Source organism: Streptomyces sp. NPDC093221 (assembly GCF_044753885.1).
GTDB lineage: Bacteria > Actinomycetota > Actinomycetes > Streptomycetales > Streptomycetaceae > Actinacidiphila.
On the sequence record NZ_JBIVOA010000001.1, the window covers coordinates 98,750 to 123,804 of the forward strand.

Below are 25,055 nucleotides of genomic sequence, written 5' to 3' on the forward strand. Positions count from 1 at the left end.
CGCACCGTCCGCAGGAGGGGCCAGGTTCGATAGATTGGTAGTCGACACGAGAGAAGAGTTCACATGGACTCCCGCATACCCCGCCTGCGGCGCAAGCTGGCCAAGGTTCCGTTTGCTCCGCAGCGAAGCCACTCGTTCGGTGAGGAAAAGCACCAGTTCCGGCTTGCTCCGCCCCTGTCCGCAATCCAGGTGATGCGTTTCGAGGCCGAGGCCCAGATCGAGCTCCCCGTCGCCTATCGCGCGTTCCTCACCGAACTCGGCGGCAGCGGGGCTTCACCCTTCTACGGCCTGTTGCCCTTGAAAAAGTGCGAGCTGTTCACCATGAACCCCCAAGGGGAGCACGGCAGCCCGCGGGCCTTCACAGAAACCAACCGAAGGAGGGCAGAGGGCGACCTCTTCCTGAACATCATCGAAGCCGGGTGCAGCGACCTCGTGCTCCTCGGCATCACCGGACCGCTCACCGGGCGAATCCTCACTGGGAACAGCGACGGTTTTTGGGGACCCGACGTCTCCTCGGCGAGTGATTTCCTGGCCTGGTACGAGCGCTGGCTCGACCAGATGGCAAGCGGATGCGACAACCGGGCACTGGAACTCACCTCCCCCGCTGCGCGACACCAATCAAGCCGCCTCGCCGTGCGAAGTTCTGCCGCCAGGAGTGACTGACCACGTGACGACCAGGATCCGCTGCTACTGGGGCGCGGAAGACGTCTGGTTCTATTCGAGGTCGACTCCGAAGGCTGGGTGACCCGGCAGGTCGAACTCCAGGGGCCTGACTTGACACCGATCGCAGCCGCCTCCCTCGATGAACGGCAGCAGGCCCGCGACGCAGGCCGCCTCGATGAGTACCAGCAGGTTCGGGATCACAGCCGAGCTGCCCGTCTCAGAATGGGAAGACTACGATCCCGAACAGCTCACCGCCGAAGAGTTCGAGGAAGTCTGGGGTCCGGCCCGGCGTCAGATCGCATCCCGGCCCCGCTGACCCCCGGCATGACCCGTACCCTGGCTGGCAAGATGCGCTCGTGAACTGAGTTGCTAGCGGGCGCCGTTTCCTTTACCGAGACACAACTTGGTCCATGAAGGTCTCATAGGTAGTTCGGTTGTGCTTACGTGCTGCTACCACCTGAGAGCGGAAATTACGCAGCGCCGTGTCGACCGCCTGCCGGTTGCGAAGAGACGCTGTCACCAGCGGGTCTCTTAGCTGGCCTGGGGCAAAGGCAAGCAGGGACTCCACGATCGGCTCCCACACTTTGGCCGCCTCGGACATAGCTAGGTTCTTCTTGAACCGCATCACGTAGGCATCGCTGACGGCCTCTCCAGCGAGAGTTTCCCGCGTGATTCCGATAGCCTCTGCAGCGATCATGATCGACCCACGCAGACTGAACCACTCAAAGAGCTCGCTCTCGTCCTCGGTCCGCGCACTCTCGGTGATTCGGCCGAGTCGTCCCTTCTCCGTCTCGATGGCACGGAGCAGACTCGCTACGAACACGATGTGCTCGGCTGTGACGCGTTCGGGGAAGACTCTGCTGTAAAGGGCGTCCTGCTCCCAGATCTTGCTCTTCTCGTGATACGCAACGCCGGACTCCCCGTGGAACGCGGCAAGAGCTTGTGCTGCGACCTCGGCGGAGAGCTGGTTTTCTCCCGGACGTCGGATCACATCTTCGGCGCCGCCTCGCCGTCCCCCGTTGTAGCCGACAACCCCCAACTGTTGAAACTCGCGGACAAGGCGCCTTTGTACGCTGTCGTTGCTGCGAAAGTCTGACGCCTGGGTGGGATTTTGACGATTATTGAAGCGAACGATGCTTCCAACGGTCTCGGGGTCGTTGCAGCGGATGAACCGGGTGAGGACATGACTATCCTGACCGATGTCCTCCGCAGGGACCGAGCCGATCGCTCCGGTCGTCTGGGCACCATTGACGATGCCGAGTCCGGTGATCTTGACGACACCTTCGATGAAGCTGAAGTCGTGAACTAGTGCAGTGATGCCGTTGTTGTAGGCCCAAAGGTTTGATGGCTCGGTGAGTACGGTTTCCTGGATACCATTGTTGATGTTGCTCTGTGACCGGCGGCTTCCCAGGTAGTCGCGAACGTTCGACGAAAACAGCGAGGCACCATGCTGCTCGAATTGCTCATGCAGCCAGCGGACTGGCACGCTCGTGCACAAGGCTGTCCACTTGTCGCCACGTTCCTCGAACGCCCCTGGAACTTCGATCGTGAAGGTGTCCGCCACGAGGATCGGCGTCTGTGAGTTCTCGTAGCGCTCGGAAAGCCGCTCGCGGCCAAGTTCTTCGCAAGAAACATCGATCTCACTGTGCGGATAGCCCTGGCGCAACTGGGCGTACGCAGCATCGCGAGCTGCTTGGAGTTCTCCGAGGACCTGTTCAGACTCGGGGAGGTTGTGGACGTACCAGATCGCCACATCGCCGATGACGTCGTCTGTCAGCGCATCGTGAAGTTCGCGCCAGGCGACGCGTAGGGCGTCCGGCACGCCGCTGGGCTCACTCTTGCTGAACAACCAATTGACCGCCTGGTGAAGGCTGGCGGCCTTCCTCCCTGGTGCCTGCAACTTCGTGTTGTTCGCGGACTCATAGCCCTGGGCGAGAACAACACGGCCGGTGCCGCGATCGATGTAGAGCAGATCGCACGACTTGTCGTTGGGGTGGTCTGTCAGCGAGGTGGCCGCAACCGTACCGATGTCCTCAATATCGAACATGAGTTGCAGCGCAAACAGGAGGCGCTTGTTGGAGCCGTACTGATCGAGGTCAGCGCGCTTCTGCAGGGCAACTTCAAGGCCATCCGTCACACCGTCAGAGTACTGGCTCATCGCAAGCTCGACTGACGCTGCCCACCGCTGCCCGAACGCGATCTTGAGCAGTAAGCCGACAACGTCCCTGTGGCGTGGGTCAAGCCAAACGCATAGGTCGTGCCTGCCGCACGTCAGGTACTCATCCCGGCCGGCGGCTGCAGCCGATACCGTCGCCGCTGAACCGACCACAAGGGGGAACCGATGCGTAGCAAATGGCTATGGGCCGCGCTGGGCGCAGCCGTAGTTGTCAGCCAACTCGCCGTAAACGCACGGCCGCGCGCCGCCGGCGAGTCAGACGAGGCGGTCATCCGCAGATTTCGCGACGACCCGGGCAGCTTCGGTACCCACTCGAACAGCGGCTCCGGCGGGTACCGGGCGTGCGGCCACGATGCGTGCAGCAAGAAAGCGAAGGATTCCATCACGAGTCACGACTGCTGTGGCCGGTGCCGGATGGCGAACTACCGAGACTGCGCGGGCAAAGCGATGCGCGACTACTACGGGCCGGGCAGTTTCTACCATGACTTCCACGACGGGATCATGCAGCCTGGGGTATGTACCACCTGCGGTGAACCGCAGGAAGCGCACTGACTCGAAGCGATCCGATTCCAGCGCATTACGTATTCACTGACGTCCGCTTAGTCGCAGGTCAGCGGCCCGGGGCGGCTCCGCCGCGCGCCGTGGGGTAGACACATGAGCGGGCCGAACTCCCCGGGCCTTGATCAACACCGCATCGCGGGGGCGACGCAGAAGGCGGAGGTCAGCTGGTCAGCTACCTGCGGTTTTACCGACGTCGGCTGGTACTTATGCGCCAGCGGATCGCGCTCGGTGAGCTTGCCGAGGATTTAGACACGGTCCTGAGACTGAACTGCTAGACACGGCGTAAGACTTCACGAGAAGCCGCAGGTCACAGCCTCAGCCTAGGCCACGAGCCGCGAGATCCTACAGACGCTGTGGGATCCCAGGTCCCGTGTCCTTTTCCCACCGGCGATGTCCACCGCGTGGCCAATAGGACAGGGGGATGGGATTCATGCCCCGTGAGCGAGCAGTTCCCCTCTTTGTGTACGGGACCGCCCCGTTCAGCGTCTGCGTGCGTGGCTGGGGCTGGACCCCGGCGTTACGCGGCCAGCGGGGCCACCTCCGGAAACGCGGGGTTGGTGGTCCGATGGGTACAGCGGTGGCCGCGCCGGTACGGCAGAGTGTCCGGCGTGGTGACGAGTCCGTGGTGGAGGACCTGGAGTGGCCGTCGGTGCCGCTCGGGCTGCTGCGGGAGGCTCGGCCGTGGCGGATGTTCCGCTGGTACAAGGGGCAGCAGCACTATTCGGGCACGTACTGGTCGGCGACGGTGGGCGACCACGTGATCTACGAGTCGCGGCTGGAGCTGGGGCGGCTGCTGTTCGCCGACTTCGCCCCAGAGATGCGGCACATCATCGCCCAGCCGTTCATGCTCAAGGCCGACGTGGATGGCAAGGTTCGCAAGCACATCCCGGACTATCTGCTGGTGACGGACGACGGGCCGGTGGTCGTGGACGTCAAGCCGCGTCACCGGCTTGAGAAGCCGGAGATCGCGTTCAGCGCACGTCTGGCTCCGTTGGTGTTCCGGCTGGCAGCCACCCCGCGCAGTTCGTTGGCTCAAAAGCGCAGAGAATGGCCACGTGACCATATTTCGCTGCGCCAACTGCCGACAGCCTCTAACGAACGAGTTGGTAGCAGGAGAGCCAGTCAGGGGCCCCGAGCGGCATCCGAGCCACGAGGTGGTCCCACCCCGGATGGCCCCAGGAAACTTCAAGGTCAACTTCGATGCCAGCCTCTTGATCCTTCACCCGGACGACGCTCCGGGGACTGCGGTTCATACCGATCCGCGGCGTCTCGCTGGTTGCTGCGGACTCGCCGGCCAGGACGGACCTAACCTCATGTGTATTGGCTGCGGTGTTGAAGTCGCCACCAAGGAGTCCGACTGCTGGACCGACAATCTTGTGGCGCTTATCGCCGCTGCAGTGACCGGTGAGCCCGAGGTGTTGTAGGCCTGGAACGCTCGACGGCCTCCCGAGGCATGGCGGCTGTGGATGATGGTGCGGTGACGAACATCAAGGACGACCACATAATGGTCCACTTCCGGCTGGAGACAGATGAGGACGGCTGGCCGCCGGTGAGTGTGGAGAGCCTTTGGGCGGTAGACCTCGGCGACGGCACAGTGCGCTTGGAGTCACCGCTGCATGGAGGGCCACAGCCGCAGCATGACCGCCTTCTGGGCGGCGAGTCTTCCTCCCACTCCGCCGGGCAGGTTAGGTAAATGACACGGAACTGGGATTCCAGCGGATGACATGGCGTGGGATGCCCGAGAACTGACCAGGTCAGAGGCGCGGCAGATGACACCAGCCGTGGGAACCTACAACGCTGTAGGGTCTCAGATTTCGTGTCGGAATCTCACGGTCGATGTCGGATGGAAGTCGGATCCGACATCGACCGTGAGACACCGCAGTTCAGCGGAGCGCGGTGCCTGCAGGGGTGCCGGGTGTTCGTAGAGTCGCTCGGCCGACCGAAGAAGTGGAGGAAGCATGCGGGTCGCCATTGACGGGGCACAGATCGGAAGCCAGGCGGACCTGCACCGGGTTCTTGCCGGGCCTCTGGACTTCGGTCCGTACTACGGGCACAACCTGAGCGCCCTGTGGGACCGTCTGAGCAGGGATGTTGAGCGCCCAGTCGAGATTGTCTGGGAGAACGCCGCAGTCAGTCGTGACCGCATGGGCGATGAAGCGTTCGAGGCAATCGCGTCCGTCCTGGTTCGAGCTGCCGCGGAAGACGAGTCGAACGCGCCGGACGAGAGGCTGACCGTGCGTTTCACCTGATGTGGAGTCCGGCGGCCGGCGCCGCCTGCGACTTCCGACGTGGAGCTGAGACGCTGAGCGTCCGACACAGCGTGAGACGGCGGACGGGGCCGTAGGTCATGCCCTATCGAGGGTGATCGCCCGGTTCGGCACGGAGGTGGTGCCGCGGCCGAGCCGGGCAACCGCGTTCCGGATCCTCCAAGAGCTGAAGGGCCGCCATCCGCTGTTCCGGCTGAGCACGAAGCGGAATCGGGACATCGCCGGCCGACCGGAGGACCGTACGGGAAGCTGCGGCCCACGCGGCCGGGCGAGTACGTGCTGATGGACACCACGCGGCTGGACGTGTTCGCGCTCGACCCGGTGACACTGCGGTGGATCCAGGCGGAGTTGACCGTTGCGATGGATTGGTACACCCGCTGCATCATCGGTTTGCGGGTGACTCCGGTGTCGACGAAGGCCATCGACGCGGCCTGACCGTCCGTGAGGCCGTTCGTGGGCGGCGGGTGCCGGGGGTGGGGTTGATTATGGGGTGGGCGGGGTGTGGTGGTAGAGGGCTACCAGGACGCCGTGGACGGGCTGGGATTCGGTGTTTTCGGGGGTCTCGTCGACGAGTTGGGTGAGGGTGTCGCCGAGGTGTTTCGCCTGGGCGGGGCTGAGGCGGAGGTGGCGGAGGGTCAGGTGGGGGGCGACGGGTGAGCGGTCCAGTTCGTGGGCGACGGCGGCGAACATCGCGGCGGTGCCTGCCGCTTGGGGTTCGGCGACGAGCATGCGGCGGGCCGTGCGCTGGTAGGAGTGCTCGGTGCCGCCGCGGACCTGGCGGGTCTCGGCGATGTGGACGAGCCCGGCCTCGCGGAGCACTTTGAGGTGGTGGGCCACGTTGCCCTTCTTCGCGTCGAGTTGGGCCGCGAGCCCGCTGACGGTGGCGGGCCGCTGGCCCAGGGCGAAGAGCAGCCGCTGGCGCAAGGGGTGGGAGAGCGCCGCGAACTGCTCGGGCGCGCTGATCTCCAGGACGTCCTCGGGAGGCGGCGGGTAGGTCGGCTGATCGGACATACCGAAAGTGTCTAAAGTCTTTGACGCTTTCGCAAGGACGGTGCTCTACTCCCAGCCATGACGATTCCGACGAACCTTCACCCGGCCCCTGTCATCGACGAGACGGTCCGGCTGCTCACCGAGCACTACGTCTTCCCCGAGGCGGCCGAGCAGCTCGCCGGCCTGCTGCGACGGCGTCTCGCCGAGGGCGCGTACGGCGTCGACGACGCCGAGGAGCTGGCCCGGCTGGTCACCGCGGACCTCCAGTCCGTCAACGGCGACCGGCACTTGAGGCTGAAGCACTACGCCGACCCGGTCTCCCCGGAGCAGGGGGCGGCCGGCCTGGCCGCCATGCGCCGGGACTTCGACACCTCGCTGGGCGGTGTGCCCCGGCTGGAGCTGCTCGACGGCGGCGTCGCCGTACTGACGCTTGGGCCGATGCTGTTCCCGCTGGAGTGGGCCGCGGAACCGCTGGGCGCCGCGCTCACCCTGGCCTCCCGCGCCCAGGCGCTGATCGTGGACCTTCGCGCCAACCGGGGCGGCGACCCGGACACGGTCGCCTTCGTGTGCAGCTACCTGCTGGACGAGCGCACCCACCTCAACACCATGTACTGGCGCGGCGATGAGCGCGGCGGCGACCGCAACGGCGAGCGCGGCGAGCAGTCCTGGAGCCTGCCCCACGTCCCCGGCGCCCGCTTCGGCGGCAGCGGGCCGGTGTACGTGCTGTCCAGCGAGAGCACCTTCTCCGCCGCCGAGGAGCTGGCCTACGACCTGCAACAGCTCGGCCGCGCCGTCGTCGTCGGCGAGCGCACCCGCGGCGGCGCGCACCCGTGCAACGGCTGGACCGTACACCCGCACCTGGAGGCCACCATCCCCGTGGGCCGCGCGGTCAACCCCGTCTCCGGCACGAATTGGGAGGGCACCGGTGTGCGGCCGGACGTCCCCTGCGCCGCCGCCGACGCCCTGGACCGCGCGCACGCGCTGGCCCTCGCGCGACTGGCGGGCTGAGCCCTGCCGGGCGGTCAGGCCGGTTGGAAGAACGCGAGCATTCTCCGGCCGGCGTCGGGCGACGTCAGGATGTCGTGGACGCGGGCCGACTCGCGGGCGGCGGCGCCGGTACGGGCGAACATCTCGTGTTCGTACTCCGCGACGGCGCGGGGGATGTCCTCCGGGTGCGCGGCCAGGGCGAGGCCGAGGAGGGCGCCGTCGAGGAGGGCCATGTTGGCGCCCTCGCCGACCGGTGGCATCAGGTGGGCGGCGTCGCCGATGAGCGTGACGTCCGGTGTCGACGGCCAGGTCAGGCCGACCGGGAGGGTGGTGATCGCCCGTGGCACGACGGTGTCGTCGCAGGCCGCGATCAGGGCGGTGAACCGTGGGTGCCAGCCGGGGAGCAGGTCGATCAGGCGCGCCCGGGCGGCGGCGGGATCGTCGAAGGGGATCTTGCTGGTGGCGAACCAGTCCTCGTCGGTGTTGTAGAAACTCAGGCCGATACGGACGCGGCCGTCGCCGTTGCGCTGTGCGGCCAGCGACAGTCCGCCGCCGAGCACCCAGTAGTTGCCGCGCCCGACCATGGCCGCGAGGTCGGGGTGCGTGCGGTCGATGTCGGGGATGCCGAGCTCGACGATGTTCTGGCCGATGTGCGCCGGGCGGGCGTCGGTGAGCAGGGGGCGGACCCGGGACTGCGCGCCGTCCGCGCCGACCAGCAGGTCGTACGTCGTACTGCCGCCGTCGGCGAAGCGCAGCAGGCCGTCGGCGGCGGAGGTGAACGCGTGGCCCCAGCGCACCGTGTCCTCGGGGAGGGAGTCCAGCAGCAGGTCGCGCAGGTCGGCGCGGTCGACCTCGGGGCGGTCGAGCGGGGCGTCCTCGGGGGTGTCCTCCTGGAGCAGCAGGGTGCCGTCCGGTTCGAGCAGGCGCATGTCCTGGCCTTCGCCGCGGGCTATCGCGTGGAATCGGTCGATGAGCCCGGCCTCGCGCAGTGCCCGCTGCCCGGAGTGGATGTCGAGCATGCCGCCCTGACCGCGCGCGGCGCGTGACGCCTCGCGTTCGTACACGACGGCGTCGATGCCGTTGACGTGCAGCACGCGGGCGAGGGCCAGGCCGCCGAGGCCGGCCCCGACGATGGCGACGGCCGCGGCCGCGGCCGGGGTCGCAGTCAGGGTCGGGCTCGGGGTGGTGGTCGTTGGCATGGGTGTCCCCTTCGGTTCGATACACCGTACGAGTCGATACACTGTATCGTGACAATGCGATGTACCGTATGCGGCATGTTGGTGTGGGAGCGGCCCGAGCCGCCGAATCGACCCGTACCGGCCCCCCTGGACCGGGAGCGGATCGTCCGCGCGGCGATCGAGCTGGCCGACGCGGACGGCCTGGACGCGGTGTCGCTGCGCAAGGTCGCCACCGCGCTGGGCGTCGGACCGATGCGGCTGTACGGCTACATCGAGAGCAAGGACGAACTGCTCGACCTGATGGTCGACGCGATCCACGCCGAGATCCGGCCGGTCGGGGACACCTGGCGGGAGGTCCTGCGCTCGCTCGCCGAGACCACCCGGCAGGCCGCCCACGACCACGAGTGGCTCGCCGACCTGCTCGGCGGCCGGCCGCAGCTCGGCCCGCACGCGCTGGCCAGGGGCGAGGCCGTCGTCGCCGCGCTGGACGGGGTCCACGTGGACGCCGTCATGCCCGTGGTCACCGCGGTCGACGCCTACGTGACCGGCGCCGTCCGCCGCGAGATCGCCGCCCGCCGCGCGGAGCGGACCACCGGCCTGGACGAGAAGCGCTGGCAGGCCGCACTGGGCCCCTACCTGGAACGCACCTTCGCCACCGGCCGCTTCCCCGCCCTGTCCACCGTGATCCACGACGCCGCCCACCTCGACGCCGACCACACCTTCCGCCTCGGCCTCGACTTCCTCCTCGACGGCATCGAGGCCCACATCTCGCGCTAGGGCTGGCGCGGGCGCCGCGTCTTGAGCGCGGTCTCGAAGCTGCGGACGCAGGCGTGGTCGCCCTCGACCGCGCTGCTCACCCGGGAGGCCCCGGCCCCGGCGCCCCCGCGGGAGGGCACCGGAGCCGGAACCGAACCGGCTAGGTGGCCGTCCAGACGAACGTCACCGGCGCGGACGCCGCAGCCGAGGACGTACGGGCGGTGACCGTCACCGTGTACGTACCCCGCTCAGTGGCCGCGCCCGTGAACCGCCCCGCCGAGCTGAGCGAGATCCCCGGCGGGAGACCGGTCGCCGAGAAGGCCGTGCCGCTCGGGGCCTTCTGGTCCAGCGCCCAGTCCACCGCCGTGTGCAGCGGGCTGCTCATGCCGTGCGGATTGGGCACGGCGTACGAGGCGTCGCCGCCCCCCACCCGCGCCGCCGCGGCGTTCACCTGCGTCGGCACGCTGAGCGTGCCGCTCAGCGGGAGATTCCGCGACGAGTCCCCCACCAGGATCTGGTAGCTGCCCGCCGCCGTCGTCCACCCGTTGGTGCCGGTGTTCCAGTACGCCAGGTCGTGCGTGGACACCGTGAAGGTCAGCGTCTGCGACTGGCCCGGATTGAGCGTGACCCGCTGATAGCCGCGGAGCTGGTGGACCGGCTCGCCGGTGGAGGCCGGGTCGCCCACGTAGAGCTGCGCGACCTCGGTACCCGCCCGCGTCCCGGTGTTGGTCACCGTCGCGCGCACGGTGGCGTTCCCGCCGGACAGCGCGCCGACCTGGAGCCCGGAGAAGGAGAAGGTGGTGTACGACAGGCCGAAGCCGAACGGATACAGCGGCTCGATGTTCTGCGCGTCGTACCACTTGTAGCCGACCTTCAGCCCCTCGCTGTACTGCACCGTGCCGTTGGTCCCCGGCCACTGCGCCGGGGTGTGCGCGGGCACGTCCGCGAGCGACTTCGGGAAGGTGACGGGCAGCTTGCCCGACGGGTTGACGTCACCGAAGATCAGCGCCGCCATCGCCGTGCCGATCTGCTGGCCCGGATAGAAGCCCTCGAAGACGCCCGCGACCTGGTTCAGCCACGGCATGTTGATCGCCGAGCTGTTGTTGAGCACCACGATGGTGTGCGGATTGGCCGCCGCCACCTGGGCGATCATGTCGTTCTGGTTGGTCTGGGCGTTGCCGACCGGCGGCAGGTCGAGCGTGGTGGTGTCGTGCTCCTCGTTGCCGTAGTTGTCGCTGGCGAAGACGATCGCGACATCGGAGGAGCGGGCCAGCGTGACCGCCGACGCGAGATTCGACGCGTCGTTGTACTGCACGGTGGTGCCGGTGCCCGCGACCCGGTTCTGGATGCCGGTGATCGGCCAGACCGTGCCGGAACTGGTCACCGTCGCACTGCCGCCGCCGATGGACTGCACGCCCGCGCCGCCGTCCCAGCCGATCACCGCGATCGAGTGGGTGGTGGCGGTGGACAGCGGCAGGATGCCGTTGTTCTTGAGCAGTACGGTGCCCTCCTCCGCGCCCTGGAGCGCGGTCGCCACATGCGCCGGGGTGGTGACGACGGCGTCCCGCGAACCGCTGGGCGCCTTGTCGAAGAGACCGAAGGCGAAGAACTGCGTCAGCAGCCTGCTCACCATCGTGTCCAGCGTGGCCTGGCTGACGGTCCCGTTGGCGACCGCCTGCGCGAGGAAGTCCGCGTAGAAGTAGCCGTTCGGCATCTCCACCGTCAGACCGGCGTTGGCGGACTCGACCGTGGAGTGCGCGCCGCCCCAGTCGCTGGTGATGAAGCCGCCGAAGCCCGCCTGCTGGTAGAGCCCGACGTTCATCAGCGCCGGATTCTGGCAGGCCGGTACGGAGTTGACGACGCTGTACGCGCACATCGCCGCCGCCGGCGAGCCCTGCTGCACCGCCGCCTGGAACGCGGGCAGATACAGCTCCTGCATGGTCCGGTTGTCGACGACGACCGTCCCCGCCGGATTCTCGATGTTGTAGACGGCCACGTGCTTCATCTCGGCCATCACACCCTGGCTCTGGATGCCCCGGATGTCGGCCGCCGCCAGCCGCCCGTTGAGGTACGGGTCCTCGCTGAACGTCTCGAAGGCCCGGCCCCAGCGCGGGTCGCGCACGATGTTCAGCGTCGGGCCGAGCGCCACCTGCACACCCTTGCCCGCGAACTCCGCGCCGATCGCCGCGCCGTACTGCTGCTCCAGCGCGTCGTCCCACGTCGCCGCGGACGCGTTCGCCGACGGCATCTGCGTGACGCCGCCGAGGCCGTCACCGACACCGTGCGGCCCGTCCTGGAGGCCGATGTTCGGGATGCACAGCGACGGTACGCCGGTGATGTTGCCGATGTACGGCGTCGCGTTGTTGTTGCCGTGCAGGATCGAGACCTTCTGCGCGGTGGTCATCTGCGCCATGACCTGCTGGACGCGGGTGGCCACCGGAGCCGTGGAACCGACCCACGGGCAGTTGCCGTTGCCCCCGCTCGGCGGCGGGGAGGTCGTACTGCCACCGGGCGTCAGGATCGTGAACTCCCACAGCGAGTAGCCGTACTGCGTCGCCCGCTGCGTGCCGTACATCCGCACATAGCGGCCGGTCGCGTTGAACGACAGATTCTCGGTGCCACCGGCCCCGGTCGTCGTGGAATACGCGTTGTTCCACGTGGAACCATCGGTCGAGACCTGGATCTGATACGCCTTCGCGTACGCCGTCTCCCACGTCAACTGCGCGCCGCACAGTGTCTGCGACGAGCCGAGGTCGACCTGGACCCACTGCGGGTCGGAGGCCGCGCTGGACCAGCGGGTGCCCGCGTTGCCGTCGAAGGCGGCGGAGGCGGGGGTCCCGGCGTTCTCGGTCGAGGACGCGGTGGCGGGCCTGCCGAGCGCGGCGGTCGTGGTGCCGCAGGTCGCCGGGGGCGTACCGCCGCCGGAACCGCCGTAGACCTGGAACTCCCAGAGCGAGTAACCCCATTGGGTGGCGCGCTGGGTGCCGTACATCCGCACGTAGCGGCCGGTGCCGGTGACGCTGAGCGTCTGGATGCCGCCGGTGCCGGTGGTGGTGGAGTAGACGTCGGTCCAGGCGGTCGCGTTGTCCGAGACCTGGATCTTGAAGGCTTTGCCGTACGCCGTCTCCCAGTTGAGGACGACCTGCGTGATCGGCTGCGACGAGCCCAGGTCGACCTGGAGCCACTGCGGATCGGACGCGGCGCTGGACCAGCGGGTACCGGTGTCACCGTCCACGGCGGCGCTCGCGGCGAACGCGTCCTGGACGGATGACGCGGTCGCCGGCTTGCCCTGGGAGAGCAGGGTCGGCGTCGCCGCGTGCGAGGAGGTGGGCGCCAGGGACAGATACGCCGAGGCGATCAGCACCAGCGCCATCAGCAGGACGCCCTGCGGTGACCGTGCGAGAGGGAACCGGAAACGTTTACGGTGCGCGGAGAGCCCTCGTGGGGTGACCCTCATGTGTGCTCCTACGTGTCTACGTGTCGGATGACGGCTCGCGGAAGCCCGCGAGCACGGGCGCGAGAGGGTGAGAAACCGACAACGAGGGCACGTACCGCCGTCCTTGCGGAGATCCGCGCGCGGCGAGCGCGCGGCCACGCACGTGACAGGCACGTGACAAGCACGTGACAAGCACGCGGCCGGCGTGCGGCGAGGTGCGCCGCGTACGCGCGAGCCTCCGGTTGGGGGGGGGTGGACGTCGGTGGTGCCCTGCTGCGGTGTGCGGCACCGACCCCGGTCTCGCGGCCACGATCGGCGTTCGTGCGCGGTGCGGCTGTGCGGAGGTGCGGTCGTGCGCGTGCGGTTGGTACGGCGATGCGGTCGTACGCGTGCGGCTGTGCGGCGGCCCGAGGGCGCTGTCCCGCCGCCTCGCCGGACGGCTGTGAGAGCGCTCTCTGGCCGACGTGATGTCTACGCCTGGCGAAAACCGCTGTCAAGGTTCCGCGCAGCCGTGACCGGACGGCGCCGCTTTCTTCAAGCGGGCCCAACGCGGGCCGGGGGCAACGGGGTTGCGAAGTACCGCCGTGGCGGGCACGGCCGGGCGCGGCGGCGAGTGGGATCGTAAGGGGATGGACGACAACGACGACGTCGGTGGTGGCGTGAGCGGAGACGGCCGGGACGGCGACGGGAGCGGGGCGGCCGGCGGCGACGAGGGCGGGGCGGCCGGCGGCGACGAGGGCGGGACCGGCGGCGTCGGCCGGTTCAAGGTCGAGCTGGAGGGCGTACCGGAAACGCTGCTGTGGAATCTGTACAACCGGGCCGCCGAGGCCCGGCGGCCGGGGGCGCGGCTGCTGGACGACCCGCTCGCGGTGGAGCTGGTCGACCGTATCGACTACCCCTTCGAGCGGTTCAGCGGCTCGGGCATGGCGCAATGGCACGCGCTGCGGGTGCGGTGCCTGGACGACGAGGTACGGCGGTTCGTCGCCGAACACCCCGACGGCACGGTGGTGGCGCTCGGCGAGGGCCTCGAAACGCAGTTCTGGCGGGTGGACAACGGCCGGGTGCGCTGGCTGACGGTGGATCTGCCGGAGACGGTCGAGGTCCGAGACGTTCTGCTTCCGGACGATCCGCCACGGCGCCGTTCGCTGGCGCGCTCGGCGCTGGACCTGGGCTGGATGGACGAGGTCGACGACTCCGAGGCCGTACTGGTCACCGCCCAGGGCCTGTTGATGTATCTGCCGCCGTCCGACGTGAAACGCCTGATCGCCGCCTGCGCGGAACGTTTCCCCGGCGGCTGGATGCTCTTCGACGCCCTCCCCCGGGGGATGGTCGCCCGCAGCCAGGCCCAGGCCGACGACCGGGCCCGGGCGGACGCCCAGGCGCGGGCCGAGGCGCGCAGGGACGCGGACGCGGGCGGGACAGGGCCGGAGGCGGGGATGGACGTGGGGACGGAGGCGGGGACGGAGGCGGGGACGGACGCGGGGACGGAGGCGGGCGGGAGCGCGGCGCGCCCCGGCTATCGCGCGCCGCGCTGGCTGTGGGGCATGGACGGCAAGGAGTACCGCAAGGTCGCGACCGCCTCGCCGCGCATCGCCGAGGTCCGCAGCCTGCGCCTGCCGCGCGGTCGCGGCCCGTACGCCATCGCGCCCGTCTCGCATCTGATCCCGCTGCTGCGCGGGATGCGGATGTCAATTGTGTCGCTCCGCTTCGGCACCGCCGATTACCGTAACGGCGACCGTCCGTAGGGGGGAGTCCAGGTCGGCCGGGGCACGGATCCGGCCACCAGGGCCGCCCCGGACCCCCGTACCGAGACAAGAGGCGCGCGCCGAGTGACGACCGATTCCCAGCACCCACCGCAGTCCCCCGACCGGCCCCGGCCCGCGGCCCCCGCCCCGTACGCGCTGCCGACGCCCGGCCCCGCGCCCGCCGCGCCGGACGGCGAACTGCTGCCCGCCACCCGCCGCGCCCTGCTGCGCCGGATCGCGGTCGGCCAGGCCGAGGGCCGTACGCCGTCGATCGTCGGCGCGGTCGTACGGGACGGGCGGATGGTCTGGTTCGGCTCGTGCAGCATGATCGAGGGGCACGCGCCGGACGCCGACACGCAGTACCGGATCGGCTCGATCACGAAGACGTTCACGGCGGTGCTGGTGATGCGGCTGCGCGACGAGGGGCTGCTGGAGCTGACCGATCCGCTGGCGTGGCACCTGCCGGACCTGCCGGAGGACGTGGCCGGTCTGACGATCGGCCAACTCGTCACCCACACCTCCGGCCTGGCCTCCGAGACGCCGGGCCCCTGGTGGGAGCGGACCCCCGGCGACCTGCGGCCGGAACTGGCCGACATCCTCGGCCCGGCCCCCGTCAAACACCCGGCCGGACGGCGCTACCACTACTCCAACCCCGGATTCGCGCTGCTCGGCGCCCTGGTGGAGGCCAAACGCGGCGTGCCGTGGGCCGAGGCCCTGAAGGCCGAAGTGCTCGACCCGCTGGGCATGCCGCGTACGACGGCGCTGCCGCAGGCCCCGGCCGCCGGGGGCTTCGCCGTCCACCCGTGGGCCGACGTGATGCGGCCCGAGGTCGTACAGGACACCGGACTGATGGCGCCCGCGGGCCAACTGTGGTCGACGGCCCAGGACCTGGCGCGCTGGGCGGGCTTCCTCGCGGCCGGGCACCCGGACGTGCTGCCCGCGGCGACACTGGCCGAGATGCGCGCGCCCGCCGCGCCGCCGCCGGACGCGGCCGACCCCGACTCGGGGTACGGCCTCGGGCTCCAGCTCACCCGGCACGGCGACCGCCCGCTCGCCGGTCATACGGGCTCGATGCCGGGCTTCCTGGCCACCGTGTGGGTGAGCGTCGCGGACGGCGTGGGCGCGCTCGCGATGGCCAACTCCACCTCGGGGCCCGCGATCGGCACCATCGCCGCCGACCTGCTGGCGATCACCGCCGACGCCGAGCCCGGCCTGCCCGCGCCCTGGCGGCCCGCCGACGCGCTCGACCCGGCGCTGCTCGACCTGGCGGGCCCCTGGTACTGGGGCACGTCCGGCTACAGCCTGCGCGTCCACGCCTCCGGCGACCTCGCGCTCGCGCCGCTGACCGGCCAGGGCCGCGGCGCGCGCTTCCGCGCGGAATCCGACGGCACCTGGACCGGCCTGGAGGGGTACTACGCGGGCGAGACGCTGCGGCCGGTGCGGCGCGCTGACGGCTCGGTCGGCCATCTCGACCTGGGGTCCTTCGTGTTCACACGCGTGCCGTACGACCCTTCGGCGCCGCTGCCGGGCGGCTCTGGCCCTGGCCCCGGTCCTGGTTCCGGTTCCGGTTCCGGTTCCGGGCAGGGGAACTGGCCGGTGCGCTGAGGCCGTTGGCCTCGGGAGTGCGGTCGGCGCCGTCCTGAGCGCTGTCCTGAGCGCTGTCCTGCGTGCCGTTCCGCGTGCTGTCCTGCGTGCTGTCCTTCGAGCCGTGCGAGGACGGGGGCCTGAGCAGGACGGCGGCGACCGCGGCGCCGAGGGCCAGCAGTCCGGCGGCGACCACGAAGGCCAGGTGGTAGCCGCTGGTCAGGGCGGCCGGTACGGAGTGGCCCGCGGCGAGCTTCCGGTCGGTGCGGGCGGCGGCCAGGGCGGCGAGTACGGAGAGGCCGAGCGCGCCGCCGATCTGCTGGGCGGTGTTGAAGACGCCGGACAGCAGCCCGGAGTCTGCGGGGGTCGCCTCCGACATGCCCAGCGTCATCAGGGAGGGCATGGCCAGGCCGAAGCCGACGCCGAAGACCAGGATCGCCGGGAGGATGTCGGCGGGGTACGAGGCGTGCGCGGAGGGGGCCCTCGCCAGGATGAGGAAGCCGCCCGCGAAGAGCAGCAGGCTGGGCAGCAGGACGGCGCGCTGGCCGAAGCGGGCGCCGAGCCGGGCGGACAGCAGCAGGGACATCACGCCGATCATCGCGCCGGTCGGCGCCAGCGCGAGCCCGATCCGCACCGGGCCGTAGCCGAGCACCTGCTGGAGGTAGAGGCTGGTCATGAACTGGAAGCCGAAGCCGCCCGCGACCATCAGCGCCAGCACCACGTTCGCGCCCGAGACGATCCGGGAGCGGAAGATCCGCAACGGCATCAACGGCTCGGCCGCCTTGGTCTGACGGATCAGGAACCCGGCCAGCAACAGGGCGGACAGCGCCGCGAGTCCTGCGGTGGCGGGGGACGTCCAGCCCCGGCCGGTGGTCCCGACAATGGTGTAGACGCCCAGCATCAGCGCGGCGGTCACCAGGACGGCACCCGGCGCGTCGACCCCGGGACGCGTGCTCCCGGCGCGCGGCTCACGGGGCTCACCACGGGACTCGCGGGCCTCACCATTGGGCTCTCGGGACTCGCGGGGCTCGCGTACGGCGGCCGGGCGGTCGTCGGGCAGCAGGCGCAGGCTGAGCAGGGCGGCGGCCGAGCCGATGGGGAGGTTGACGAAGAAGATCCAGTGCCAGTTGATGGCCTGGGTGAGGATGCCGCCCACGAGCAGGCCGAGGACGCCGCCCGCGGACTGCACGAAGCTGTAGACGCCCATGGCGCGGGCCCGGCCGCGGGCGTCGGGGTAGAGCGCGATGACCATGCCGAGGCTGACGGCCGAGACCATCGCACCGGCCGCGCCCTGGACGAAGCGGGCCGCGATCAGCAGCCCCGCGGAGTCCGCGAACCCGCACAGCAGCGAGGCGACGGTGAACGCCGCCAGGCCGGTGACCAGGATTCTGCGGCGGCCGAACAGGTCGCCGAGGCGGCCGGCGAGCAGCAGCAGCCCGGCGAAGGCGATGAGGTAGGCGTTGACCACCCAGGCGAGGCTCGACTGCGAAAAGCCCAGGTCACGGCGGATGGACGGCAGCGCCACATTCACGATCGTGCCGTCGAGGATGATCATCAGGGTGCCCGCGCTGAGCACCGCGAGAGCCGCGCCGCGCGACGATCCGGCGGCATGGGGACGGAGTGGCATGAGGTCGCCTCCTGGCGAAAGGGATACCAGGAGTGACCGTAGCAGATAGTTTTGTTGAAGACTATCTCTTACGGGCTTACCTTGCGGGGTGCGTGCCCGGCGGTGGAGCGGTGCGGTGCGGCGCGCTGCGGTGCGCTGCGCTGCGGTGCGGGGTCGGGGTCGGGGGCGGACCGCTGCGGTGCGGGCTACTTGCGGGACTGGCGCGGGCGGCGCACTCCCTGGCCGCCGTCCGGTGCGCCCGCGGGGGTCGCGAGATGGCCGTTGACCAGCCGGTTCAGCGCGGAGACAAAGGCGGTGCGCTCGCTCTCCGGCAGCGCGCCGAGCACGTCCTCGTGCACGTGGTCGACGATCTCCTGGCCCTCGGCCACGACCTTCTCGCCCGCCGGGGTCACCTTGATGATCCGCGCGCGCCGGTCGGTCGCCGACGGCACTCGCTCGGCCAGCCCCGCCCGCTCCAACTGGTCGACGGTGACGACCATCGTGGTCTTGTCCAGGTCGGACAGCTCGGCGAGTTGCGCCTGGGTCCGCTCGGCCTCCAGCGCGTGCGCCAGCACGCAGTGGGCGCGCGGCGACATGCCGATCTCCGCGAGCGCCGCCGACATCTGGGTGGCCAGTACGTGGGCGGTGTGCTGGAGCAGGTACGACATGTCGGCGGTCCGCGCCGACAGGGGGACGTGTCCTGCGGTGGTCACGGCCTCTGCGGTCGCTGCTGTCTCTGCGGTCATGCGTCGAGACTAGCAAAATAGGTCCGCTACGGGACGATCTCTTAGCAGACCTATCGGGGACGGCGGGACGGGACCCCGTGGAGACCTGGAGACACGGACTCCGGGGACGGCGCGGCGGATAGTACGCGAAACCGTTTCTCCAGTGGTGACGCTTCGCGCTATTCGTCCGGTGCCCTCACTCAGCGTGGCACGCTCACACGGCACCGCAGGCGAGCTGGGCGAAGGATCGACCACCGGGAGTTCGGGGCCACGTGATCATGGATGCCAAGACCACCGACCCGGCCTCACCGGCGTCTCCGCAGCCCAGGGGGCGGCGCCGCAAGATCGCCCAGCCCCGGCAGGAGCCCGCCGCACCCATGACGCGGCCCGCCGCCGCGCAGCGGCAGGAGCCGGGACCAGCGCCGGAACCCGAGCCGGAGCCGCGCGCTTCGGCGCCGACCGAGCCGTCCGCGTACACACCGGCGTCGATACCGGCGTCGGCGTTCACGGCCGCACCCGCACCCGCACCCGCATCGGCACCAGCACCCGCACCGGTACCAACACCCGCACCGGCACCGGTGTTCGTACCGTCTCCCGTACCGCGGATGCCCGGACCCGAGACGCCCGCCTCCCCGGCGGCCTCCCCGGCCGGGTCCCCGTCGCCCGACGCGCTCCTCATCCGCCGCACCATGGAGGAGATCGGGCCGGTCGCGGACCGGACGGTCTCGTACTTCTACGCGCTGCTCTTCATCCACCACCCCGAGCTGCGCGACCTGTTCCCCGCCGCGATGGACGCGCAGCGCGACCGGCTGGTCAAGGCGCTGCTGACGGCGGCCGAGCACATCGACGACCCGGCGGCGCTCGGCGACTACCTGTCGCACCTGGGCCGTGGGCACCGCAAGTACGGCACCCGCGCCGAGCACTACCCGGCGGTCGGCGAGGCGCTGCTCGGCGCGCTCGCCCGGTACGCGTCGGCGGTGTGGGGCCCGGAGACCGAGGCGGCGTGGGTCCGCGCGTACGCCGCGATCTCGCAGACGATGATCGACGCGGCGGCCGAGGACGAACGGCACGCGCCGCCCTGGTGGCAGGCCGAGATCGTCAGCCACGAGCTGCGGACCCCCGACGTCGCGGTGGTCACCGTACGGCCCGACCAGCCGTACGCCTTCCTCGCCGGGCAGTACACGATGGTGGAGACCCCGTGGTGGCCGCGGATCTGGCGGAATTACTCCTTCGCCGCCGCGCCCCGCGACGACGGCCTGCTGACCTTCCACATCCGCGCGGTCCCGGCGGGCTGGGTCAGCAACGCGCTGGTCGGCAGGGCCCGCCCCGGTGACGTCGTACGGCTCGGGCCGCCCTCCGGTTCGATGGTGGCCGACCACGCCTCGGACGACGGCATGCTCTGCCTCGGCGGCGGCACCGGCATAGCGCCGATCAAGGCGCTGGTGGAGGACGTCGCCCGGCACGGGCGGCGGCGCCCGGTCGAGGTCTTCTACGGCGCCCGCCGCACCAGCGACCTCTACGACCTCGACACGATGCTGCGCATGCAGCGCGAGCACTCCTGGCTGTCGGTCCGCACCGTCGTCGCCGACACCCCCAGCGACGCGCTGTCCGGGCCGCTGCCGGACGCCGTACGCGCGCACGGGCCGTGGGAGGCGTACGACGCGTATCTGTCGGGGCCGCCCGGGATGATCCGCAGCAGTGTGGACACGCTGGTGCGGATCGGGATGCCGTCGCACCGGATACGGCACGACCTCGTGCAGGAACTGGTCGCGGCGGGGGACTGACGCGACCGGCCGCCGGTCCCCTCGCGGGTGTCAGCCGAGGTCGGGGCCGAGCAGGCCCAGCACCCCTTCGATGTTCGCGTCCAGGTAGTGCCGCAGGGTCAGCGGCACGATGTCGACCGAGGCCAGGCCCATGCGGCTGAAGGGCACGCGCACGATCTCGTACTCCCCGCAGGGCTCGTCGATCTCCGGGCCGTGCCGCTGGTCGAGGTCCATGGACTCCAGGCGGCAGGCGAAGAAGTACTGCACCTTCACGCCGTGCGAGCCGTCGTCCGCGATGTGCTCGACGGTGTCGACGAAGGCGGGCACCACATCGGTGACCTTGGCGCCCAGCTCCTCGTCGACCTCGCGGTGCATGGCCGCGACCACGCTCGCGTCGTCGTCCTCGACCCCGCCGCCCGGCGTGAGCCAGTACGGGGCGAGGCCGGGCTTGGTGCGCTTGATCAGTACGAGCCGGTCGCCGTCGAGAACGATGGCGCGGGCCGTACGCTTCACCACCGGCCGGGTGGTGGGGCCGTCATGCGTGTCCGGGGGCATGGTGGACATCTGCCGCAGTGCGCGCGGCGGCAAACTTGCCGCACCGCACAATTCCCGGCGCCGCCCCGGCGAATCGGAGCGCACCCCTCCGCCGCCGTGCCGCCGTGCGCCCGCGCGCCCTCACCCGTACGAAGACGCGCCTGAGCGCGCGGACGACCACGCGCTCACCCGTACGAAGACACGCTTCGGCCCCCGGCGCCCGCGCCTTCACCCGTACGAAGACGCGCCTCGCCCCCCGGCGCCCGCGCGCTCACCCTGACGAAGACGCCGCTTCGTCCAGCGCGCGCAGCACATCGGCCACGATGTCCTCGGGGTCCTCGACGCCCACCGAGAAGCGGACGAAGCCGGGCGGTACGGCGTCGCCGCCCCACCGTCCGCGGCGCTCCGCGGTGCTCTGGACGCTGCCGAAGCTGGTGGCCTCTGAGGTGAGGCGCAGCGCGGCCAGGAAGCGTTCGGCGTGGGCGCGGTCGGGGAGGGTGAAGGAGACGACGCCGCCGAAGCGCCGCATCTGGGTGGCGGCCACCGCGTGCGCGGGGTCGGACGGCAGGCCCGGGTGACGTACGTCCGTCACCTCGGCGCGGTTCAGCAGCTCACTCGCGAGGGTGAGCGCGTTCGCGGACTGCCGGTCCACGCGCAGGGCGAGCGTCGCCAGCGAACGGTGGGCGAGCCACGCCTCCATCGGCCCCGGAATGGCGCCGACCGTCTTGCGCCACTGCCTCACGCTCGCGTTCAGCCCGGCGTCGCGCGTGGTGACGTAGCCCATCAGCAGGTCACCGTGCCCGTTGAGCGCCTTCGTGCCGCTGGCCACGGAGAAGTCCGCGCCCAGGGCGAGCGGGCGCTGCCCGAGCGGCCCCGCGAGGGTGTTGTCGACGGCGACCAGCGCGCCCGCCGCGTGCGCGGCGTCCGACAGCCGGCGGATGTCGCACACGTCCAGGCCCGGATTCGACGGCGTCTCCAGCCACAGCAGCCGCGCGCCCTCCAGCGCCGCGAGCTGCCCGTCGCCGACGGTCGGCGCGAGCCGTACCGTCACGCCGTACGACTCCAGGCGCTCCCGCAGCGAGCGCGTCGCCTGGTAGCTGTCGGACGGCAGCACCACGGTGTCGCCCGCCCGCACCTGGGAGAACAGCACGGCGGCGACCGCGCCCATGCCGGAGGCGAAGGCGAGCGTCGCGGCGGCCGGGTCGCCGGGGCACTCCAGCTCCGAGACGGCCGCCTCCAGCCGCTCCCAGGTCGGATTCTCGTCCCGGCCGTACGTGTACGGGCCGCTGGCCTCGCCCGGCAGGTGGTAGTGCGAGACGAAGACCGGGCCGGGGAGCGAGGGTTCGTACGCGGTCGCCGGGGGCCGTCCCGCGTGCACGCTGCGGGTGCTGTCGCCAGCGGCCTCCGGCCGGGCGGCCTGATGCCGTTCGGCCGCCCGCTGTGCCGCTTCGTGTCCCGCGGCCCCCTGGTCGGTCCCCCGCCCGGTCTCCTGGTCGGTCCCCAGCTCGGTCTCCCGCCCGGCCCCTTGTGCCGCCCCCTGCTCGGTCCCCTTCTCAGGGTGGTGACTGGTCACTCGTCGTCCGGAAGGACGACGGCCAGCGCCCAGGAGACGATGCTGATGATCAGACCGCCGAGCACCGCGGTCCAGAAGCCGTGGACGTGGAAGTCGAGGCTGAGTTTGTCGGCCAGCCAGGAGGTCAGGAGCAGCATCAGGGCGTTCACCACCAGGGTGATCAGCCCGAGGGTGAGGATGAACAGCGGGAAGGACAGAACCTTCAGGACCGGCTTCACGAGCCAGTTGACGACGCCGAAGACCAGGGCGACGAGGATGAGGGTGAGGACCTTGTGCCAGGTGCTGTCCCCGGTGAGCGTGATGTCCTTGAGCAGCCAGACGGCGACCGCGAGGGCACCGGCGTTCGCCAAGGTCTTGACGATGAAATTCTTCATGGTGTGATCGTCGCAGACCTGATCACGCAAGCAAGAGACCGGACAAGTACCGGACGGAGTCCGGACAAGGGGAGTACGCGATGAAGGTGTTCCGGCTGGACGACCTGGACGCGGAGCGGGCCGCCAACGAGGGGGCGTATCTCCGTTTCCTGCGCGAACGCACCATGTCGGCCGGGCTCTACGCGCTCAAGGCCGGGGAGAACGACCCCCAGCAGCCGCACGCCCAGGACGAGATCTACCTGGTGGTCAGCGGCCGGGCGGCGATCACCGTGGGGGAGGAGACGACCACCGTCGGTCGCGGCAGCGTCGTCTACGTACCGGCCGGGACCCCGCACCGCTTCCACCACATCACCGAGGACCTCAGGGTCATGGTGGTCTTCTCACCCCCGGAGCCCTAAGGGTGCGTTCAGGGTCGTATCCGGCCTCCTGGCCCTCCGCCGCAGGCATCGGTGGCCCTACAGTCGAAGTATCGGCGGAACACCGCCAGGACCCGAGAAGGAGAAGGAGACCGAGGACATCATGGAGAAGCTGCTGAAGGGCCTGCCGTGGTGGGTGAAGTGGGTGGCCATCCCGGTCATCGCGCTGATCGTCTTCGGCTCGCTGATCGCCAGCCTGGTGAGCATCGTCTTCGGACTGCTCTTCAAGGTGATCGTGTTCGTGGTCCTGGTCGGGGCGCTGGTGCTGGTCGTCAAGCGGGTCACCGGCGGCGGTGGCTCCTCCGGGTCGGGGCGGGACTGGTAGGTCCGGCGGGGCCGGTCGCGCCCTTGCCGCCGTTGTTGTCACCGTTCTTGCCGCCGCTCCTCTCGTGCCGGTCGGCGCTGACCACCAGCGCCGCCAGGGCCGTGGTCAGCGGCACCGAGGCGACCAGGCCGATGCTGCCCACCAGGGTGCGGACGATCTCCTCCGCCACCAGTTCGCTGCTGGCCACCCGCAGGACGCCGCTGCGCGCGATCGAGAAGAGCAGCAGCAGCGGCAGCGCGGCGCCCGCGTACGCCATCACCAAGGTGTTGACCACCGAGGCGATGTGGTCGCGGCCGATCCGCATACCGGCGCCGTAGAGTTTGCGCCAATTCGCGCCGGGATCGGCGTCCTTCAGCTCCCACACCGCCGAGGTCTGGGTGACGGTGACGTCGTCGAGCACGCCGAGCGAGCCGATGATGACGCCCGCGAGCAGGACGCCCTTGATCTCGATGCCGGGATAGAGGCTGTGGATCACGCCCGTCTCGTCCGAGGTGTTGCCGGTCAGCCGCGCCCAGTCGATGAAGACCGAGCCCAGGACGCCGATCAGCAGCAGTGAGCAGAGCGTGCCGAGGACGGCCACCGAGGTGCGGGCGTTGACGCCGTGGCACATGTACAGCGCGATGAGCATGATGGCGCTGCCGCCGACCACCGCCACCAGCAGCGGATTGTCGCCGCGGAGGATGGCCGGAAGGATGAAGAGGGTCAAGATCCCGAACGAGACGATCAGTGCGATCAGGGCCATCAGACCGCGCAGCCGTCCGACGACGATCACCGCGACCGCGAAGATCCCGGCGAGCAGCGCGAGCGGGAAGCCGCGGTCCACGTCGGTGACCGAATAGCGCAGTCCGGCGGGGGCGTTGGGCGCGTACGCGAGGACCACGCCCTCGCCCTTGGTGTAGCGGCGGGACTGGTCGGGGTGCACGATCTCGGTGAAGGTCGTCCCCTTGTCGGGCCCCGACTCGACCTCGATGGTGGCCTTCTGGCAGGTGTCGCTCGCGGCCGAAGACGACTGGCCCGGGTTCTCCGCCTTGCAGGACACGTCGACCAGTTGCACCACCTTGCCCTGCCGGGTCTGCTGGTCGAAGCCGACGCCGCTGCGGGCGTGTTGGGGCGCGCCGCCGGGCCACAGCACGATCAGGCCGACGACGACGGCGGCGGCGAAGGGGACCAGGATCGCGGCGATGACCTTGCGCAGGTGCTGGGAGACCGGTGGCACGGGGCCGTGACCGTGGCCATGACTGTGGCTGTGTCCGTGACTGTGCCCGTGGCTCGCGCCGGGGCCGGGGCCAGGGCCGTGGCCGGGGCTGTGGCCGGGTCCGGGGCCGGGACTTGGGCTCTGCGGGGGCTCTTCCACGGGCTGATCATCGCAAGATCCCTGGTGCCTGTCCTCGCCGAA

At 70.3% G+C, this 25,055-nt stretch carries 22 protein-coding genes and 2 pseudogenes; 13 read left to right on the forward strand and 11 right to left on the reverse strand.

Translation table 11 applies throughout. The features are described 5' to 3' along the window. The first annotated feature begins 63 nt into the window (after nucleotides 1–63). On the forward strand, nucleotides 64–663 hold the full coding sequence (locus ACIQCJ_RS00425; RefSeq protein ID WP_402710245.1) for an SMI1/KNR4 family protein: 600 nt from the start codon (nucleotides 64–66) through the stop codon (nucleotides 661–663). Nucleotides 664–667: 4 nt separating this feature from the next. Then, nucleotides 668–979: pseudogene (locus tag ACIQCJ_RS00430) on the forward strand (hypothetical protein). Between the two features lie 72 nt (nucleotides 980–1,051). Here the strand turns inward: ACIQCJ_RS00430 and ACIQCJ_RS00435 are convergent. Beyond that, the gene (locus ACIQCJ_RS00435) at nucleotides 1,052–2,800 is read right to left on the reverse strand and encodes an AIPR family protein (protein WP_402710246.1); all 1,749 of its coding nucleotides are present in this window, start codon (nucleotides 2,798–2,800) and stop codon (nucleotides 1,052–1,054) included. 204 nt (nucleotides 2,801–3,004) lie between these two features. Between ACIQCJ_RS00435 and ACIQCJ_RS00440 the strand changes: the two genes are divergently transcribed. The 4 genes and pseudogenes from ACIQCJ_RS00440 to ACIQCJ_RS00455 all read left to right on the forward strand — a co-directional run. Next, a complete protein-coding gene (locus tag ACIQCJ_RS00440; protein WP_402710247.1) occupies nucleotides 3,005–3,391 on the forward strand; it encodes a hypothetical protein in 387 nt (128 codons plus the stop codon). A gap of 631 nt (nucleotides 3,392–4,022) precedes the next feature. Next, nucleotides 4,023–4,709, forward strand: coding sequence for a TnsA-like heteromeric transposase endonuclease subunit (locus tag ACIQCJ_RS00445; protein WP_402710248.1), 687 nt, complete (start codon nucleotides 4,023–4,025; stop codon nucleotides 4,707–4,709). 649 nt (nucleotides 4,710–5,358) lie between these two features. Continuing rightward, nucleotides 5,359–5,649 (forward strand): barstar family protein, encoded by a 291-nt coding sequence (locus ACIQCJ_RS00450; protein WP_401305442.1) that lies wholly within the window; start codon nucleotides 5,359–5,361, stop codon nucleotides 5,647–5,649. Nucleotides 5,650–5,755: 106 nt separating this feature from the next. Next, nucleotides 5,756–6,099: pseudogene (locus ACIQCJ_RS00455) on the forward strand (transposase); the annotation flags it as partial. Nucleotides 6,100–6,150: 51 nt separating this feature from the next. Here the strand turns inward: ACIQCJ_RS00455 and ACIQCJ_RS00460 are convergent. Further along, nucleotides 6,151–6,678, reverse strand: coding sequence for an ArsR family transcriptional regulator (locus tag ACIQCJ_RS00460; protein WP_391042058.1), 528 nt, complete (start codon nucleotides 6,676–6,678; stop codon nucleotides 6,151–6,153). A 57-nt stretch (nucleotides 6,679–6,735) separates the two neighbouring features. On the opposite strand from ACIQCJ_RS00460, the gene ACIQCJ_RS00465 reads away from it, so the two are divergent. Continuing rightward, on the forward strand, nucleotides 6,736–7,665 hold the full coding sequence (locus tag ACIQCJ_RS00465) for a S41 family peptidase (RefSeq protein WP_402710249.1): 930 nt from the start codon (nucleotides 6,736–6,738) through the stop codon (nucleotides 7,663–7,665). A gap of 14 nt (nucleotides 7,666–7,679) precedes the next feature. Here the strand turns inward: ACIQCJ_RS00465 and ACIQCJ_RS00470 are convergent, their stop codons facing one another. Continuing rightward, nucleotides 7,680–8,843, reverse strand: a complete 1,164-nt coding sequence (locus ACIQCJ_RS00470; RefSeq protein ID WP_402710250.1) for an FAD-dependent oxidoreductase — start codon at nucleotides 8,841–8,843, stop codon at nucleotides 7,680–7,682. A gap of 75 nt (nucleotides 8,844–8,918) precedes the next feature. Here ACIQCJ_RS00470 and ACIQCJ_RS00475 point away from each other — a divergent pair, with 75 nt between their 5' ends. Then, nucleotides 8,919–9,599, forward strand: coding sequence for a TetR/AcrR family transcriptional regulator C-terminal domain-containing protein (locus tag ACIQCJ_RS00475; RefSeq protein ID WP_391042063.1), 681 nt, complete (start codon nucleotides 8,919–8,921; stop codon nucleotides 9,597–9,599). A gap of 139 nt (nucleotides 9,600–9,738) precedes the next feature. Here ACIQCJ_RS00475 and ACIQCJ_RS00480 read toward each other — a convergent pair whose 3' ends face one another. Further along, on the reverse strand, nucleotides 9,739–12,951 hold the full coding sequence (locus ACIQCJ_RS00480; RefSeq protein ID WP_402710251.1) for a discoidin domain-containing protein: 3,213 nt from the start codon (nucleotides 12,949–12,951) through the stop codon (nucleotides 9,739–9,741). Between the two features lie 692 nt (nucleotides 12,952–13,643). On the opposite strand from ACIQCJ_RS00480, the gene ACIQCJ_RS00485 reads away from it, so the two are divergent. Further along, entirely contained in the window at nucleotides 13,644–14,759 is a 1,116-nt protein-coding gene (locus ACIQCJ_RS00485; protein WP_402710252.1) for a class I SAM-dependent methyltransferase, read from the forward strand. Nucleotides 14,760–14,957: 198 nt separating this feature from the next. Then, nucleotides 14,958–16,364: a serine hydrolase domain-containing protein gene (locus tag ACIQCJ_RS00490; RefSeq protein ID WP_402710829.1), complete on the forward strand. Its 1,407-nt coding sequence runs from the start codon at nucleotides 14,958–14,960 to the stop codon at nucleotides 16,362–16,364. On the opposite strand, the gene ACIQCJ_RS00495 is transcribed toward ACIQCJ_RS00490, so the two are convergent. The 3 genes from ACIQCJ_RS00495 to ACIQCJ_RS00505 form a co-directional block, all read right to left on the reverse strand. Then, nucleotides 16,249–17,970 (reverse strand): MFS transporter, encoded by a 1,722-nt coding sequence (locus ACIQCJ_RS00495; RefSeq protein ID WP_402710253.1) that lies wholly within the window; start codon nucleotides 17,968–17,970, stop codon nucleotides 16,249–16,251. The genes ACIQCJ_RS00490 and ACIQCJ_RS00495 overlap by 116 nt on opposite strands. 185 nt (nucleotides 17,971–18,155) lie before the next feature. Then, entirely contained in the window at nucleotides 18,156–18,617 is a 462-nt protein-coding gene (locus tag ACIQCJ_RS00500; protein ID WP_355336767.1) for a MarR family winged helix-turn-helix transcriptional regulator, read from the reverse strand. A 271-nt stretch (nucleotides 18,618–18,888) separates the two neighbouring features. Further along, nucleotides 18,889–19,182 carry a hypothetical protein gene (locus ACIQCJ_RS00505; protein WP_402710254.1) on the reverse strand — a complete coding sequence of 98 codons (294 nt, stop codon included), beginning with the start codon at nucleotides 19,180–19,182 and terminating at the stop codon, nucleotides 18,889–18,891. A 97-nt stretch (nucleotides 19,183–19,279) separates the two neighbouring features. Between ACIQCJ_RS00505 and ACIQCJ_RS00510 the strand changes: the two genes are divergently transcribed. Further along, the gene (locus ACIQCJ_RS00510; protein WP_402710255.1) at nucleotides 19,280–20,458 is read left to right on the forward strand and encodes a globin domain-containing protein; all 1,179 of its coding nucleotides are present in this window, start codon (nucleotides 19,280–19,282) and stop codon (nucleotides 20,456–20,458) included. Nucleotides 20,459–20,488: 30 nt separating this feature from the next. Here the strand turns inward: ACIQCJ_RS00510 and ACIQCJ_RS00515 are convergent, their stop codons facing one another. The 3 genes from ACIQCJ_RS00515 to ACIQCJ_RS00525 form a co-directional block, all read right to left on the reverse strand. Continuing rightward, nucleotides 20,489–20,992, reverse strand: a complete 504-nt coding sequence (locus ACIQCJ_RS00515; protein WP_355336765.1) for an NUDIX hydrolase — start codon at nucleotides 20,990–20,992, stop codon at nucleotides 20,489–20,491. A 250-nt stretch (nucleotides 20,993–21,242) separates the two neighbouring features. Next, nucleotides 21,243–22,349 (reverse strand): cystathionine gamma-lyase, encoded by a 1,107-nt coding sequence (locus tag ACIQCJ_RS00520; protein ID WP_401306006.1) that lies wholly within the window; start codon nucleotides 22,347–22,349, stop codon nucleotides 21,243–21,245. Nucleotides 22,350–22,540: 191 nt separating this feature from the next. Continuing rightward, on the reverse strand, nucleotides 22,541–22,918 hold the full coding sequence (locus ACIQCJ_RS00525) for a phage holin family protein (RefSeq protein ID WP_402710256.1): 378 nt from the start codon (nucleotides 22,916–22,918) through the stop codon (nucleotides 22,541–22,543). 80 nt (nucleotides 22,919–22,998) lie between these two features. On the opposite strand from ACIQCJ_RS00525, the gene ACIQCJ_RS00530 reads away from it, so the two are divergent. Together ACIQCJ_RS00530 and ACIQCJ_RS00535 are read left to right on the forward strand one after the other, a co-directional pair. Further along, nucleotides 22,999–23,316: a cupin domain-containing protein gene (locus ACIQCJ_RS00530; RefSeq protein WP_355336635.1), complete on the forward strand. Its 318-nt coding sequence runs from the start codon at nucleotides 22,999–23,001 to the stop codon at nucleotides 23,314–23,316. Nucleotides 23,317–23,437: 121 nt separating this feature from the next. Then, nucleotides 23,438–23,659, forward strand: coding sequence for a DUF5326 family protein (locus tag ACIQCJ_RS00535; RefSeq protein WP_355336634.1), 222 nt, complete (start codon nucleotides 23,438–23,440; stop codon nucleotides 23,657–23,659). Here the strand turns inward: ACIQCJ_RS00535 and ACIQCJ_RS00540 are convergent. Continuing rightward, entirely contained in the window at nucleotides 23,616–25,013 is a 1,398-nt protein-coding gene (locus ACIQCJ_RS00540; protein WP_402710257.1) for a YibE/F family protein, read from the reverse strand. The two genes, ACIQCJ_RS00535 and ACIQCJ_RS00540, sit on opposite strands and share 44 nt — an antisense overlap. Nucleotides 25,014–25,055 lie beyond the last annotated feature (42 nt).